The organism is Amycolatopsis sp. NPDC000009, from assembly GCF_055563465.1.
Window position 1 is genome coordinate 119,936 of the sequence record NZ_JBVHDI010000006.1, and the last position, 16,268, is coordinate 136,203.

General features: G+C 64.9%; 7 protein-coding genes. 5 read left to right on the forward strand and 2 right to left on the reverse strand.

What is annotated here, in order from left to right:
* Nucleotides 1-107: 107 nt before the first annotated feature.
* Together ACZ3HL_RS18615 and ACZ3HL_RS18620 are read left to right on the forward strand one after the other, a co-directional pair.
* Nucleotides 108-1,616: a hypothetical protein gene (locus tag ACZ3HL_RS18615; protein ID WP_465532445.1), complete on the forward strand. Its 1,509-nt coding sequence runs from the start codon at nt 108-110 to the stop codon at nt 1,614-1,616.
* 48 nt (nt 1,617-1,664) lie between these two features.
* A complete protein-coding gene (locus ACZ3HL_RS18620; RefSeq protein ID WP_465532447.1) occupies nt 1,665-3,116 on the forward strand; it encodes a hypothetical protein in 1,452 nt (483 codons plus the stop codon).
* A gap of 3 nt (nt 3,117-3,119) precedes the next feature.
* Here ACZ3HL_RS18620 and ACZ3HL_RS18625 read toward each other — a convergent pair whose 3' ends face one another.
* The gene (locus tag ACZ3HL_RS18625; RefSeq protein WP_465532449.1) at nt 3,120-4,052 is read right to left on the reverse strand and encodes a hypothetical protein; all 933 of its coding nucleotides are present in this window, start codon (nt 4,050-4,052) and stop codon (nt 3,120-3,122) included.
* Between the two features lie 812 nt (nt 4,053-4,864).
* Between ACZ3HL_RS18625 and ACZ3HL_RS18630 the strand changes: the two genes are divergently transcribed.
* Together ACZ3HL_RS18630 and ACZ3HL_RS18635 are read left to right on the forward strand one after the other, a co-directional pair.
* Nucleotides 4,865-5,299, forward strand: coding sequence for a hypothetical protein (locus tag ACZ3HL_RS18630; protein WP_465532451.1), 435 nt, complete (start codon nt 4,865-4,867; stop codon nt 5,297-5,299).
* 187 nt (nt 5,300-5,486) lie between these two features.
* Nucleotides 5,487-7,712, forward strand: coding sequence for a DEAD/DEAH box helicase (locus ACZ3HL_RS18635; protein ID WP_465532453.1), 2,226 nt, complete (start codon nt 5,487-5,489; stop codon nt 7,710-7,712).
* A gap of 454 nt (nt 7,713-8,166) precedes the next feature.
* Here ACZ3HL_RS18635 and ACZ3HL_RS18640 read toward each other — a convergent pair whose 3' ends face one another.
* Nucleotides 8,167-8,418 carry a hypothetical protein gene (locus ACZ3HL_RS18640; RefSeq protein WP_465532455.1) on the reverse strand — a complete coding sequence of 84 codons (252 nt, stop codon included), beginning with the start codon at nt 8,416-8,418 and terminating at the stop codon, nt 8,167-8,169.
* Nucleotides 8,419-9,545: 1,127 nt separating this feature from the next.
* Here ACZ3HL_RS18640 and ACZ3HL_RS18645 point away from each other — a divergent pair.
* Nucleotides 9,546-16,238, forward strand: a complete 6,693-nt coding sequence (locus ACZ3HL_RS18645; protein WP_465532457.1) for a LamG domain-containing protein — start codon at nt 9,546-9,548, stop codon at nt 16,236-16,238.
* Nucleotides 16,239-16,268: the final 30 nt, after the last annotated feature.

A 16,268-nucleotide genomic window follows, 5' to 3' on the forward strand; every position in this document is an offset into this window, starting at 1 on the left:
CTGCACCAGCACTCGGGGCGGCGCCTGGCGAGGCACCGCCCCGAGTGCTGGGTCGCGACGCCGATCGTGTGGCCATGGCGAGATGGATCTCGTGTCACGCTGTCGGCATGGAATCTCCGGTTCTCGCCGCCCTGGTCTGTGCTCCGGATCTGTCGCGTCCTCAGTTGCGGGGTGTGATCGCTATGGTTGCGGCGTTGGCACCTGCACACATCGTGGATGTGGCCGAGCGGAGCGATCTCGACGATGAACTGCGGGGCGAGATCATCCGCCGCGCTTCGCGCTACCTGGTCGTGGACGTTCTGGAGCGATGGCCTGCGGCTCCTGCCTTGCTCGAGGTTGCCGCAGAGGCCCATAGTGCGTTCGCTGGTCTGGTTCTGTACTGCGAGGAACAGGGCTGGCGGGATCGTGCCACCGAGCTGGCTTCTCGGGTGGACGTCGGTGACGTCGACCATCTCGTAGCGAGGTGGACCCGGAACTTCGGCTCGCTGCCTTCCGTAATCCGGATCGCGCTGATCCATGCTGCGTTGACCGAGACGGCTCCGCGGCCTCGGCTGACTGAGATGTCCAAGTGGGAGCAGCGGCAGGCGATGGAGCAGCTTGCTGAAGAGGTACGCAGGCGCGAGGGGAAGGCGTGGCAGCTTCTTGAGCCGGCGCCGGAACTGTGGGAGCAACTCGCTCGCGACGGCAAGGATGCCGGGCATGTTCGGCGTATCCTCCTCGACCATGCCGAACGGCTGACCGACGACGTTCTGGCCGCGTGCCTGCCCGAGGTGACCAATGACGACCTGCGGGATGGCGATGACTTGTTCGCGGGGGTGCGGCTGTCCCAAGCTGCAGCCCGGGTGCGCCGCTGGCCGCGTCTGCGCGATATAGCTCCGGCGGAGCTGCGTCGGGTCGTGCAGGAAGCTGTCGAGGACGGCTGGGCGCCGGACGGCCGCTTCACACATTGGCCGGAGCTCACTGCGCTGGCGGAGTTGAGCGACGACACGGCCTTGCTGTCCGGTGCGGTCGCGGCGACGCGTCGCGCCACCAAGCCGGGCTATGTGACGTGGCAGCGTCAGGACGGGCCTTCGTGGGAGGAGGAACGGGTCGGCACGGTCGCGGCACTGACGGCCAACCCCGCGACGCCGCGCGCCGAATTGGTCGCGCTGCTTCCTGTCTTGGATGAGCCTGCGCTCCTGTCTGTCGAGCAGCACGGCGATGGTGACCTGCGAGCCGCGGCACGCGCCCAGGTGGACGGACTTCGTCGAGCGGCCGACGCCGGCCGTCCTGAGCTCATTCACGTCCCCTCCGATGCTGAGCTCGCCGAGTCCGAAGACCCGGTAGCTGAACTCCGCGGACACCTCAAGTACCTGCGGGCTCGAGCCGAACAACGCGACACCACCTGTGAGGCTCTTCTCCGGTCGCGCTTCACCACCCCTGACGTCCTGCGTGCCCTGCCTGCTCACCGCGTCCTGGACAGCGCGGAGCAGTCGGAACTGACGGCCAACATGATCATCGACGTGTGCGGCGACGACGCAGCTCGATGGGAAGCTGTTGCCGGCCACCTTGACACGCCGCCTCGCAAGACGGTCACCTTCGAGGCATGGCTGAGCACTGTCGGCGGCACTCGCTAGCACTGTGACTCGTGACGACCGTGGACGGTTCCTTCGAGGGGAGGGTAGATGACCAGTCGGAAGGCGCCGCTCAATGCGGCTCAGCGGGAAGTCCTCGCGTGGGTGCGGGATGGGTGCGCGACAGGAGTCTACGAGGATTGGTCGCACCGCCTGGTAGCTCGTGCGCTGCAAAGCCGCGGCCTGCTCCTGGTGAAAGGCCATGGTCAGTCTTGGGTTGCCTCGATCACCAAGGAAGGCATCTACTACCTCGAGAACGACTCGTATTCATCCCGCGAAGACCACCGCCGGTCCTCGTCTGGCGAGAAGAAGCCCGAGCAGAGTCGCCAGACATCGGCACCAGGCGTCCAGCAGCACTCTGAGCCTGCTGCGGCTCGACCTGTTGTTACGCCGCGGGTGAAGGCGGTCGCGCAGAAGCGAGGGCCTGTCGACCAGTTCATGCAGAAGCTCCATGATGCGGTCGATCATCGTGTCCTGGTGTCGCCTGACCAGGTGTCCAAGCAACGCCAGCTCGCGGCTTCGGCAAGGCGGTTCGGGCGGATCGCGGAGGGCCAGCGGCTGTCGTTCGAATACGTTCGGCACGACGGTAGATACTGGCTGGCGATCACTCTGGGGTCGCCGCCCGAGTGGCACACCAGACTGACCGCTCGAGCCGCGTCCAAGACACTCCCGGACCCGACCGATGTGGTTCAGGCGAGCATGGAGCTGGAGGAATTCTCCGTCCAGGGAGCGCCGCGTGACCGAGCGTTCCGCCTGCTCGAGGCCCTGGTCCGGGGTGCAGGTGAGATCGGGATGACCGTGTCGCTCCAGACCGAGCGGCACACACGCGGATACGCGGGAAAAGGCGACCATCAGAATGAGGTCCGGTTCGCTCTCGACCGGGACGAGGTTTGGCTCCGATTCACCCAGGCCACGCTGCAGCGTCCGCACGAGCCGACAGAACGGGAGCTCAAGCGAGCGCGGCAGGGCTTCATGTTCCCGGACTTCGACCAGGTCCCGGATGAGCACCTCGGGATTGTCTTGTCCGGCGGCGGGCGGTTCTGGGCCGACAGCTGGAAGGACACCGACGAGCATCGTCTGGAAGACGATCTCGTGGAGATTCTGGAGGAAGTCCGGCTCCGGCTCGGTGACTTGGCGGTGCGGCGAGCGGCGGCTGAGGAACGGCAGCGTCAGGCGGAGCTGGAGCGGGTCGAACGCGCGAAACGTCAGGCCGAGGCAGAGCACCGCGCCGCGCTCGCGCAGCGGGAGCAGCTGATCGATGAGGAGGCGCGGAGTCAAGCGAGTCGCTGGGCCGAGGCCGGCCAGCTGCGTGCTTATGCGGCGGAGGTGCGCCGGCGGGCGTCATCGCTGACTGCGGAGTGTCGTGCGGATGCGATGGACTGGGCGGACCGGATCATGAAGGTCGCCGACGCGCTGGACCCGTTTCCCGACCGCGCGGTCCGTCCTCACCTTCTCCTGGGCATGCCGACCACGAGTGAGGTGCAGGCTTTCAGGAACCGGTGACGCTCACCAGCGGCGATATCCCCAGCGTCGTGGCGCGCGTTCGTACCGGACGGGGATCTCCGACGGTTTTAGTGGACGGTCGACGACAGGGCGGTAGTTGGCCGGGGTGATCCGCTCTTCCTCATGCACGCGTTCCATCACCTCGGCGAAATGGCTGTGTTCGTGTTCTTTCATCTGGTCGATGAGCCGGGTGATGAGCACGTCCAGGCGCTGCACCTCCGCCTCGGCCGCAGCTAGCCGTTCCTGCATGGTGACGGCGCGATGACCACACCAGCCCCGCAGCAGTTCGTGCCGAGGCCTGTCGTGTTCGAGGTACCACCGGTACTCCCAGTCCGGATCCGACGTCCTCTTCTGTCCGTCGTGGCCCGTGTAGGACTCGCCACGCTTGGTCTTTTCCCGGCACTGCCGTTCCTCCTCGATCACGCCGTCCAGGATCGGCATCGGGTTCACCCGGCAGGCGTACTCGGCGATCATGAGCGTGCCCGCGGGGGACACCACCGTGCTGTCCTCGGTCGTGAACGAATCGACCTGGCCGAGGAGTTCGCTGACGGGGATCCCGATGAGCGGCTCGAGCGCGACTGGGTCGTGGATTGTGGTGACCCATCGCACCAGAGCCGACCACTCCCAGGTCGCGACCTCATCCGGGATCAACTCCCTGAACACGGTCTCGACGCCCGCTTCCTCCGGATCGGTCAGCTCGAACGCGGCGAGCCGTTCCCAGTTCGCCATCAGCTCGTCGTACTCACGCACTCCGGACCACGCCCCACGGAGCCGTTTCCCGGGAACCTTCTCCCGCTTCCCGGGGCTCTCACCGTCCAGGAATTCGATCTCGTACTTCGCGGCCTTCTTTTGCATCTCGATCGCGACGACACGGACACGTTGCGAGGAGTCGAAGTCCCGGATGCGATAAATCTGCTCGTCTCCGACCTGGACCATCCGCATTCCTCCCCTCGACGGGACACCGGCAGCGTCACCACATTAGCCAGTCGGTCACGCCTCGAGATCGCGCTCGGCGGTGCCTGGAGGTCCTCAGTCGACGAGAGGTATCGCGGCACGGATCCAATCGCTGGACGTCGGTCGTCCGACGTGGACGACGGGAAGAGCGGCGGCAGTGAGGATGCCGGTGGCCTTGTCGAAACGAAGCTGGAGCCGCAGAGCCCGGTAGCCGGCAGCGGGTTGCCAGCCGAACTCACCAAATCAGTAGACCTCGTACCCGAGCAGCCGGAGTCGGCGGTCCTCCGTGACCATCTGTTAGTACAGCCTGGGAGAAGCTTGATCGCCGTCGCGCTCGACCTTACTGATACCCAGCGACACGGCGTGGCAGTCATGCAGGTTCAGCGCCATCTCCGGCTCCGGGACACCATCAAGGTTCTTCGTCGAGCGCCACCAGCCGAAGGCCCCACAGGACTACCCACTCGGTTTTTCGGTGGCGCCGCACCAGCACCATCAGGCAGCCAAGTTCCCGTAGCCAGGCTGGGTAAGCAGTAAACTCCCTCACCGGCGTACAAAGCAGAGGGAGTGACCACCTCGGCCCGCTGGAGGAACAGTTGACGGAACTATTTTCGGAGTATCGAGAAACCAGCGTCACTGACCCGCTCAGGCAGGGCGATGTGCTGGAGGCAGTGGACACCGCGGCGTCCTGCTGACGGCGTCACCTGCTCGTGCTTACTGCCGACTGCGACCTCGAACACGCCAAGCACCGGGGACGGGTGACGTGTGTTCCTCTGCTCACTGCGCGGGAGTACCTGATGGAGATGAAGGTTCCCGGTCTGCGCGAGACCGCAGTGAGGAAATTTATCGGCGAGCTGCGCACGGTTCTGCCCTCTGCCGGGCCTAACATCTCCGACGAGCGGCTCGCGGAATGGCCATGCGAAGCGGCCCCAAGTGAGATCGTCGCCGCGCTGGGCCTGACCGGCCCAAACGCGGACACAGCCACGGCAGCACTGGAATCGATCCGCCTGGCAAGCCAGGACGCGGTGACCTTGGACGAGGCAGTCAAGGCTCTGATCGAGGCCCAGGCAGGTGCACCCAATGCGAAGAAGCGCGACAATATCGTCAATGCGATGGTCCAGGCGCTGAAGACGCCCTACTCGCAGCCGCCGGGTGACGCACTGTTCCTCTCTGCGATCGCACCGGCCAACGACCTTGGCTACTTCGCCTACCTGCGCCACCTCGAGCAGTAGCAGAGGACGAGATCGCGATCGGGCCGACCAGGACCGCCGCGACGTACCGGCGCATCGCGCGCCTCCAGGACCGGTACACCCACGCACTCGTTCAGCGGTTTGCACTCGTCTTCATGTCGATCGGTCTCCCCACCTCATACGAAGAGATGCGCAACCTCCATTCCGATTATCTGGGAGAGATCTGCCGGTGAAGCCGCTCATCACCACAGTCAACGCGCTCAAGGAACTCGCTACAGGACTGTCCCGGGAGGCCATCCCAGCATCACCGCTGCTGTTCGAGTACACCGGCGTCGACGTCGACGTCCTTGTGCACGTGGAGGACACGGCCGATGAGCAGCGTATCGTCGTGATAAGACAGTCAGACACCAGGGAACGCACCGTTCCTGCCCATCCCGCCGATCTCAAAGGTGACGTGCTGAGCCGCGTTGCTTCGTTCGCCGAACGCGCTCGCGCGAATGGGCCGCTGACGCTGCCGCATGGTTGGCACCAGTACAAGCGCAACAACCTGATCACGTTCTTTGCCGGGCAGCGCGGCGACATCGAGGGGCGGCGGTGGATCGCAGAGGTGCTGCCCGGCGCGCCGCCGGACATCGTCCTCTGGGGAATGGCGAGGTCGGACCGGCCAGCGATCCTGGAGGAGTTCGAGGCCAACAAGCCTTCCCTGCCGTCGCGGTGGAAGCAAGACTGGGAATCCGCAGTCGCGGAGTGCGCCGAGTGGGTCGAACTGGCGAAGCGGTCCGAGTCAAACGACGTCCAGATCGAGCTGGGACACCTGGAGCAATCGACGACGAAGGGGTGGTCCTACGAACAGTGGCTGACGGAGATCACCGCAGATCAACGATCCTTCATCGAAGCCACAACCGACAAGTCGATTCGCTTGCGCGGACCTGCGGGTTCGGGCAAGACGCTGGCGTTGTCGCTCAAGGCGATCAGAGAGGTACTCGACGCCCGGGGTGCCGGGAGCGAGCTACGTGTACTGGTAGTGACCCATAGCTGGTCCTTGGCCACGGCGATCTCGGATTCCATCGACTCCATGGGGAAGGGGACGCTTCCGGAAATCGATGTCTTCCCGCTTCTGGAAATCGCCAAGTTGATCTCGCCGCATTACGCCAATGACAAGTCGGGGTACAGTCTCGCGGCCGACGACAGTTTCAGCGGCAAGCAGGATCAGCTGAACGAGATCCTCGATGTGCTGGACGACTTCGTCACCGGCGACTGGGTTACCTACCGAGCACGGGTCAACCACGGTCTGCGTGCCAGGTTCGACTCTGCGGAGCCCGACGACCGGAAAGCGCTGGCGTGGGACCTGCTGCTTGAATTCGGATCTGTCATCGGCGCCGCCGCGATCTTCCCCGGCGCCGGCGCCGAGTCACGGTACGTCCAGTTGCCCAGAGCTGGGTGGATGCTCCCGTTGCAAACACGAGACGACAAGCGAGTCGTCTTCGCGTTGTACACGAAGTACATGGAGAACCTGGACGCGCGCTCGACGCTGACGTCGGACCAGGTGCTGGCGGACCTGCTCAGCCACCTGGAAACTCATGCGTGGAATCGGGTGCGCAAGATTCAAGGCTACGACCTGATCTTCGTGGACGAGTTCCACCTGTTCAGTCCGCTGGAGCGACAGGTGCTCCACTACCTGTCGCGGGACGTGAGCATCTACCCGCGCGTGTTCATGGCCGTCGATCCGCGGCAGTCTCCGTCCGAAGCATTCATCGGGGTAGCCGCAGATGAAACTCGATCTTCGTCGGGCGCGTTTGAGGACAGCATCGGCGACGTGACTAACTTCGAACTGACGACGGTGCACCGGTTCACTCCCCAAATCCTGGATCTGATCAAGCACGTTCACCACGAGTTCCCGACGTTGGACCTGGGGGCGGATTGGCAGATCGACTTCGCTGCGGTGGAATCGGCACAGGAGCCCGGTCCGATTCCCCTATTGAACAAGGCAGCCTCGCGAGAAGGTGAAGACACGGACATCGCCAAGGCGGTGCAGAAGCTGTATCCAGCAGGTCGTATTGCGTTGGCCGTGGTGGACGGCCGTCACTGGCACCGGTTCAGCGAACTCGCGTCTCGGATCGCCACGTCGGGGAAGTACCACGTGTCGACGATCTCCGGCCGGACCGACATCGAGGGAATCGGCTACCGAAACCGTGGTCTTGTGGTCGGGCCTGCGGAATACCTGGCCGGACTTCAGTTCGACATCGTCCTAATCGCGGGTGTTCCGGACATGGACGTGACCAGAACCGCTCCCAGCGAACGCACCAGGTTGCTGTCACTCCTGTATTTGGCTCTAAGTCGCGCACAGACTCAGGTGCGGGTCTTTGTGAACGACGACGACGGCGGTGCTGCTGAGGTGCTCAGCCGGGCAGTCACGAACGGCGTTTTGGAGCAGCAACAGGGCAGCTTGGTGTGAACCCACCCGGGTCACCCTGCGACTGGGGCTGGGTAGCGCTTTGAGGGCGTCACAACCTCGACAGGTGGTGGCGCCACACAGCTCACCGAGGTCGAACGGCTAAGTCGTGGCGTCGGGCGGATCAGCTCTGAGCCGGTCGGTGCGACGGCATCGTGGCCGGAACGACCACCCGAGGCGTGACAGGCTTGCAGTACCGACGAGACCGGCAGCCTCGCAACTGGCAGCTGGGTACACCCGCCGCAGGGTGCTCCCCGGGTGCTCCTGTGCCGAAGCATTGCCCGGCACAGGCAGGCATTAGACGGCACTCGAAGATGAACGTCTCTCGTGTCAACCTGTACTACCGGGGCAGGTTGACACTAAGCGACACTCGGCGACACCGGGTAGTCGCAAACTTTTAATCCGTAGGTTCTGGGTTCGAGCCCCAGGCGGCCCACTCTTCGAACATCCCCGCTGATCAGCGGGGATGTTCTCGTTTGTGGATCTTGCTGGTGTCGCTCTTGGGCTTGCCGATCTCGATGGTCGCGCCGACCTGCTGGATCTGATGCGACACCGTCAGGTACCCGCCATCGAGGTCGACATCGCTCCACTGCAGCCTGATCACCTCGTCGCGGCGCAGGCCCAGCAACGCCAGCAGGTGGAACAGCGGGTAGAGCCGGTGGTCGCGGATCGTCCGCAGGAACGTCGCGGTCTGTGCGGCGGTCCACACCGCGACTGGCGGCCGGTCCCCGGTCGCTCGCCACAGGGCGACCCGTGGTGGCGTCCATACCACGGCGTGTGGCGCCTGTGGCGGGGGAGCTCGACGAACTGCGCGGGATTGCGGTCGATCGGGCCGCGCCGGACCGCCGCGCGCAAGGTGGCATGGATGCGTTGCAGCGTTCCCGCGGTGATTGGGCGGCCTGCCGCGCCGGGTGTCCGGATGATCGCCTGCACCTGTGCGTTGAGCTCTCCCAACAGCCGGTCGCCCAGGTATGGGATCAGGTGCCCGCGGATGTGCTGGCGGTAGCTGTGCAGCGTCGACGCGCCTGGTCCGACCCGGGTGTCCAGCCAGAGCTGCAGCCATTGCGCGACCGTGATCGCCACGGTCGACAAATCCTTCCCGCCCGAATCGAACAGGCAGGCCCGAGCCGGGCGCGCCGCCAGCTGCGACGAGAACCCGCCGCGGCGAATCTGTCGTCTCCGCCCTTCCGGCCACGGCGGCATCTCCACCCGGATGTACCAGCTCCCGTGCCCCCCGCACCGCCAACCCGCGACACCGGCTACCCAGCAACCGGTCCGCGCTGTCCCGACAACCGCACCGCTTGTACACAACAGCGACCTTCATGGCACACCGCTCACTCCTTCGACGGACGTACTCAGCGTGCGCCGCCGGCGTGTCGTCGCGGAACCCGCGATAAGGGACGCCGCAAGACAGTCCGACAGGAGGGACCGAGCCGACGCGCTCGCCGGGCTCCGTGGTGTCCGTGCGCGCACCCTCTCAGCGATCCCGTCTTGGTGCTCGGACGGGCTGACGTGCTCACGGCGCGATCGCATTGAGATGTGACGACGGTATCTATGACCGGGTAGCAAATTCGGCGGCAAGTCAGAAAAGCACCAACCGGTTGTTGGGGTGAACCTGGCAATTGGCGTGCCTTGAAGAGTTGACACAGAACCACTGGTTCACTCCATGATCGTTCACTCTGTTGGAGGCTTCCTTCACTCGATAGTGATCGTGAAGAGTCATGATTACTTTGTGGGTCGCGTGGCGTCGGGGACGCGCGTTGGCCGTTTCGAGGGGGATCTTTTCCAATGTCGCGTCCGTCGGTGGCGCGTGGCTTAAGGCTGCGCGCGTTACCCATGGTGTTCCTGATGCTCGCCGGTGTCGTCGTGGTGACGGCGAGTTCGCCGAAAAGTTCGCTGCCGACTCCGGTCGTTCCCGTCGCTGAGGCGCCGGATGCCGCCAGCGCGTTCGCGGCGGCCCGGTTGCAGGGCACTCCGGTCGGGGTGGCGAACCAGACCGCTGAGGCGAAGAAGGTCCTGGCGAACCCTGACGGGACGTTGACGGCGCAGTTGTCGCCGCAGCCCGTGCGGGCTCGCAAGGGCGACAACTGGGTGCCCATCGACACGGCGCTGACCTCTATGCCGGATGGCACGATCAGGCCGAAGGCGGCTGTGGCCGACGTGGCGTTCTCCGCAGGCGGGGAGGGGCCGCTGGTTCAGTTCTCACGTGAGGGCAAGCGTCTCGCGTTGCGGTGGCCTGGCGCGTTGCCGAAGCCTGAGCTCGAGGGCAGCACGGCGAGGTACCGGGAGGTGCTGCCTGGCGTCGACCTGGAGATGCAGGCCGAAGCGGAGGGATACAACCAGCGTTTCGTGGTCAAGACCCCGGAGGCGGGACGCAATCCGGCGTCGGCGTCGATCAAGCTCCTTCTCGAGACGGAAGGCGTACGGCTCAGCTCCGACGACGCCGGACGTGTCCAGGCTGTGGATTCCGCAGGACAGCAGGTCTTCGTCGCACCGGCGGCCACGATGTGGGACGCGCGGGGGCGGGAGAGCACGAGCACACCGGTCGAGGTCAAGGTCGATAACTCCGCGATGACGTTGACCCCGAATGCCGCGATGCTGGCGGACCCGGCTACGCGGTATCCGGTCGTGGTCGACCCCGATATGCGGACGCCGGGGCAGAGCATGTGGGCGAAAGTCTTTCGGGGACACCCCGACCGGTCGTATGTCAACGGGACGGGTGACGGTGACGCGTGGGCGAAGGTCGGGAAGTGCGCGGTGAGCGACTGTCAGAGCATCGATGTGGCCCGCACTTTTTTTCAGTTCGATACGGGTTTCCTGTCGGATAAGCAGATCATGTCGGTGGGTTTCGCCACGGATGTCGTGCATGGCCGGAATTGCGATGTTAAGAATCACAAGCTTTTCATCGCGGACCGGAACATTTCGTCGGATACTACGTGGGACAACCAGCCGGGCGGTCGGGATATCGGCACGGTCGGCGTGCCGGGTACTTGCGCGGCCTCCCCAGAATACAAGACGGTGAATTTCGGTGTCGGTCTGTATATCAGTCCGAGCGGTCCGTCGACGTATTTCCTGCGGGCGGAGTCGGAGTCTGATTCATACGCGTGGCGCCGTTATGATGTGACGAGAACGTTTCTGCGGATCAATTACAACACGAAGCCGAACGCGCCGTATGACATGAAGACCGACCCGCCGCTGCCAGCGCCGTGTCGTTGGTGTGGTGGTGTGCCGTATGTCGGGGATCCGTCGATCCGGTTGTTGAGCAGGTTGTCCGACCCGGACGCCAATGATCAGCTGCGTCCGGTCTGGAACATTTACGGCGGCGCTCCGGACGAGCGTGCGCCCGGCATCTTCCAGGCCTCGGGTGCCTATCACAGCACTGATGTCGATTTGACGAAGCGTGATGGGCAACGTGTGACGTGGACGGTGTGGGGGCATGACACCGCAGACGGCGGGCCTTGGCGGAACGGGCCCGGGCCGTTCATCGTCGACCGGACGGGTATCGGTACCAAACCGACCGTGACTGCGCCGCTCTACAAGGCGGACAACCTGTGGCACGGTGGTGTCGGCGTGCCGGATGTCTTCGAGTTCGGGGCGAGCGGGGTCGCGGATGTCGATCACTATCTCTATGGCTGGACGGATCCGCCCACGACACCGATCGATGCGGACGCCCTCGGTGGCAAGGCCTCTGTGAAGCTGACCCCGCCTGGAGACGGCCCGCGGGATTTGTTCGTGCAGAGTGTCGATCGTGCGGGGCATCGCAGTCCGGCACAGGTGCACCACTTCTACGTGCGGGCGGGCAACGGCCCGTTGGCGCAGTGGTCGTTGGAGGGCAACACAAAGGACACCGCGACACTGGGCTTTCGTGACGCGACGCTGCACGGCGGACCGGCTTATGTGCCGGGCAGTACGGGGTCGGGTGTCAAGCTGGACGGTGTCGACGACTACGTGACGGCGCCGACTTCGGCTGGTACGTTCCCGAGTTTTTCCTTCTCTGGCTGGGTCAACCTCGCGGGGAAGAAGCCCGGCTGGTCGACGCTGATGAGCCAGAACGCGACGACGACGGCGATGGTGAAGCTCGGGCACACCGGTACCGCGACCGATCGCTGGGCGTTGGAGTTCCGGCCTGGAAACGACCCGGCCACGGTGCCGACGACGGTGACGTCGATCAATGCGGCACAGGCGAACACCTGGACCCATTTGGCTGGTGTCTACGACTCCGGGGCGCAGCAGATCCGGCTGTACGTCAATGGTGATCTGCAGGGCAGTGCGGTGTGGAAGGACCCGTGGCCCGCGCCCCACGAGTTCGCGGTCGGGCGCGCGATCGTCAACAGTGTCGGGGCGGACTATCTGGCGGGTGCGGTCGACGAGATCCGGACTTATGACCGGGTACTGACCGACGCCGAGGTCAAGTCCGCGGTCACACGCGACAACGTCACCGCCGGCTATTGGAATCTCGATGACGCGGACGGGACGACCGCGCGCAATGCCGCCGCGGGTGGCGAGATGGCGGTCCTGCAGCCTGGCGCCAGGTTCGCGCCTTCGGGGGCGGTCAACGGTTCCGCCACCTTTGACGGTGTCAAGGGTTACGCGACCACGTCAGGGCCGGTGGTGCGGACCGATCAGAGTTACGCGATCACCGCATGGGTGAAGCCGGACAAGCTCGGGGACATGACCGCCGTCTCCCAGGACGGCACGGCGGTGAGTGGCTTCTACCTCAAGCAGAACAACGGTTCCTGGGTTTTCGGGATGAACCCCGGAGACGCCACCGGTGGCACGGCAGTAGAGGCAAGGTCCGGAGCGAACACGGTGCAGACCGCGCCGTGGACCCACCTGGCCGGCGTGTACAACGCGACCGCCAAGACCCTCACCCTCGTGGTCAACGGAAAGCAGGTCGCGAGCGTGCCTGCTCCGGCGACGCCGTGGCATGCCGCCGGCGCGTTCGCCATCGGGCGAGGCCAGTACGGGACCCCGCTCGGGTTCTGGTCCGGCGGTGTCGATGAGGTGCGCGCCTACAGCCGCACGCTCGACCTCTCGGAGATCCAGGGCATCGTCGCCCAGAACAACGTCACGGCCGCCACCTGGAAACTCGACGGTGACGCGCAAGACACCTCGGGCATGGCTAAACACGGAACCGCGAAGAACGGTGCCCAGTGGGTCGCCGGGCAGACCAGCTACCCGGATCACACCGATCTCGCGGTGAACCTGGACGGTGTCGACGACCATGTCAGCGCACCGGCGGCGGTCGACAGCAGCATGAGCTTCTCGGTCGCTGCTTGGGTCAAGATGACCAAAAAGACCCCGGGTTGGGGTGCGGTGCTGAGCCAGAGCGGGCAGAACGTATCCGCGTTCAACCTCGGTTACACCGGCGCTGCCGATGACCGGTGGGCGTTCGCGATGCACGGCCCCGACAGCACGGCGCCGGCCTCTGTCGTGCGGGCGCGGTCGGCGCAGCCGGTCCAAACGGGAGTCTGGACCCATCTCGCCGCGAACTACGACAGCAACACCGGCGAGATGCAGCTGTATGTGAACGGCACCCTGTCGGGGAGCGCGTCGTTCACCGCGAAGTGGAACGCGACCGCCGAGTTCGACATCGGCCGCGGCAAATGGGCTGGCAACTGGCTGGACGCTTTCGGTGGCGCGGTCGACGACGTCAAGGTCTACAGCCGGACTCTGTTCACCGACGAGATCCGCACCATGTCCGGCCAGGACCTCACGCTCGTGCACAACTGGCAGCTCGATGAATCCAGCGGTACCAAGGTCGCCGACTCCACCGGCGCCCGCACCGGGACGCTTGAGCCGGGAACACAGTTCGCGCAAGGCCGGGTCGGGAACGCCGTGCAGTTCGACGGCAAGACCGGAGCCATTGGCACCACCGGTGCCGATCTGCGCACGGACGAGAGCTTCAGTGTGTCGGCATGGGTGTACATGGACCGCAAATCCGACATCGTCTCCAAACTGACCGCGGTGAGCATCGATGGTGAGCGGACCAGCAAGTTCCGGCTCGGGCACGTCGCCGACGAGATGAACGCGACCTGCTTCGGCGGTGAATTCGAGAACCCCAACGCCTGCGGAAAATGGGTGTTCGAGATGGCAGAATCCGACACGGACGCGGCTCCGGTCACCAAAGCCGCGGTGCCGACTTTCCCCGCGGAGATCAATTCCTGGGTTCACCTGGCTGGTACCTATGACCGGCAGACCAAGAAGACTTGGCTGTATGTCAACGGGAACAGGGTCGGCGACGGCACGCTGATCACACGCTGGCAAGCACCCGGTGCGACCCAGATCGGGCGAGGCTTGGTCGCGGACAAGCCGGGCCAGCACTGGACCGGGAAGGTCGACGATGTCCGCCTCTACACCACAGCGCTCGACCGCGACAGGATGGCCAGCCTGTACAAGTCCTATCCCGCCGCCGATGGCGGTGCCGCGACGTTGCCGGTCGCGGACGCGGGGCAGTGGCGGTTCGACGAGAACGCCGGGAAGGTGGCGCTGGACGCGAGCGGGCGTGGAATGACCGTGGCATTGAAGGACGGTGCCGGTTGGGGCGGCGGGCTGAACAGCCCAGGGTTGCAGTTGGACGGCACCACCGGCTATGCGCAGACCGCCGGTCCGGTGCTGGATACGACGAAGAGCTTCTCGGCCGCAGCCTGGGTCCAGTTGACGAAAACCGACAGCGGCTACTACTCGGTGTTCGGGCAGGAAGGGAACCGGGTCAGTGCCTTCCTCGTCCAGTATGACGGCGGCACGAAGAGGTGGCGTGTCGTGGTCCCCGGCGAGGACAAGGACGATCCAGCGGGGGTCGAGGTCTGGGAGACCCAACCTTCGATTCCCCACAACTGGACGCATCTGGCCGTGGTGTACGACGCCCAGTTCCGGCAGCTGAAGTTGTACGTCGATGGTGTCCAGTCCGGTATTCAGGTCGGTGTCACGACCATTCCTTCGAACGGGGCCTTCTCGATCGGCCGAGCTCGCTGGAACGGCATGGACGGAGGCTTCTTCTCAGAGAGGATCGACGACGTCCGGGCCTTCTCGAAGGCACTCACCGACGCGGAGGTGCGGAAGGTCCATGACGACACCCCGCGGGGAGACGGGGGCGCATGGCGGTTCGACGACGGAACTGGACAGGACTACAGCTGGCGCGACAATGCCGTCGTCCCGTCCAGTGGTACGTCGTTCGTGCCGGGGATCAGTGGCACAGCACTCCAGCTGGACGGGGCTGGTGGCCAGGCGACCGCACCTGAGCGTGGCCTGGCGGCAGAAGACAGTTTCACGGTGTCGGCGTGGGCCAAGCTGGCCCGGACCGACCAGGTCGCGACCGTGCTGTCCCAAGATGGTTCGAGAATGAGCGGTTTCACGATCCAGTACCGCCCTGAAGTGAACCGGTGGACGTTCGGCTCGACCGCGCAGGACGCCGATTCATCACCGCTGCAGTACGTCAGCTCCTTCGACCCAGCGGTCGTGAACCGGTGGACGCACCTGACGGGCGTCTACGACCACGCCGCGCACGAGCTCCGCCTCTATGTCAATGGGCAGTTCGCCGGCAAGAAACAGAACGTGGTCCTCTGGCAAGCGGATGGTTCGTTCGCGATCGGCCGTGCCAAGTACAACGGGCAACACAAGGAGTTCTTCCCGGGCTTGGTCGACGAGGTCTATGCCCGCTATGGGATCGCCTCGGATGCGGCGATTCAGGCGCACGGAGCCTTTCCGGCGACGGATGCCGGCCAGTTCGGCCGCTTCCGCGACGAAACAGGCGAGCAGAGGAGTGCGAACACCGGCGAGGCACCGCCTGCCGGAAGTCGCTTCGAGAAGAGCCTCGGCATGCTGGTCCCGGCGACACATCCCAACACACGTGTCCTGTACTCCTGTCGAAACGGTGAAGAGTTCTTCACCTCAATGGACATTTCCTGCGATGGTCACGTCAAGCTCGGTAACATCGGATCGGTATACACCGCCCAGCCGAGCAACCTCCCCACCATGGCGGTCTACCGTTGTGCTTTGGCCGAGGAACATTTCGACAGCAGCGACGAGAAGTGCGAAGGCGCGACAAAACTGGGAGTGCTGGGGTACACACTCGCTTACGTACCACTCGTGCGGTACTACAACGAGAACGCCTATGACCATCTCGGTACGACGCACGGGGCACGGCCCGGCTATCACAAGGAGTTCCGTCATGGCTACGTTCCTCTGACCCCGCAGCAAGGTACGCAGCCCTTCACCGCTTGTGTGAACTACACGGACCACTTCGTCTCCCTCGACACCGCCTGCGAGGGCAAAACTGTCATCGAATCGATCGGCCATCTCTGGACACAGAAACCCGATGACCCCACCGCGAAATCTCTCTACCGCTGTGGCAGCAGCGGGACCGAGTCGATGACCAGCGACGACGACAACTGCGAAGGCCTGCCCAAGGACCGATTCCTCGGCTACGTCCTCGCCGACCTCCCCCGGGTCGAACCCGTCTTCGCAGCTCCGAGTAGCGCGGAACCGACGCCCGGCGAAGTACAGCCATCAGCAGTCGGCGGCGGCTAGATCTCCAGCCCGAACCGCGAATCCCCCACC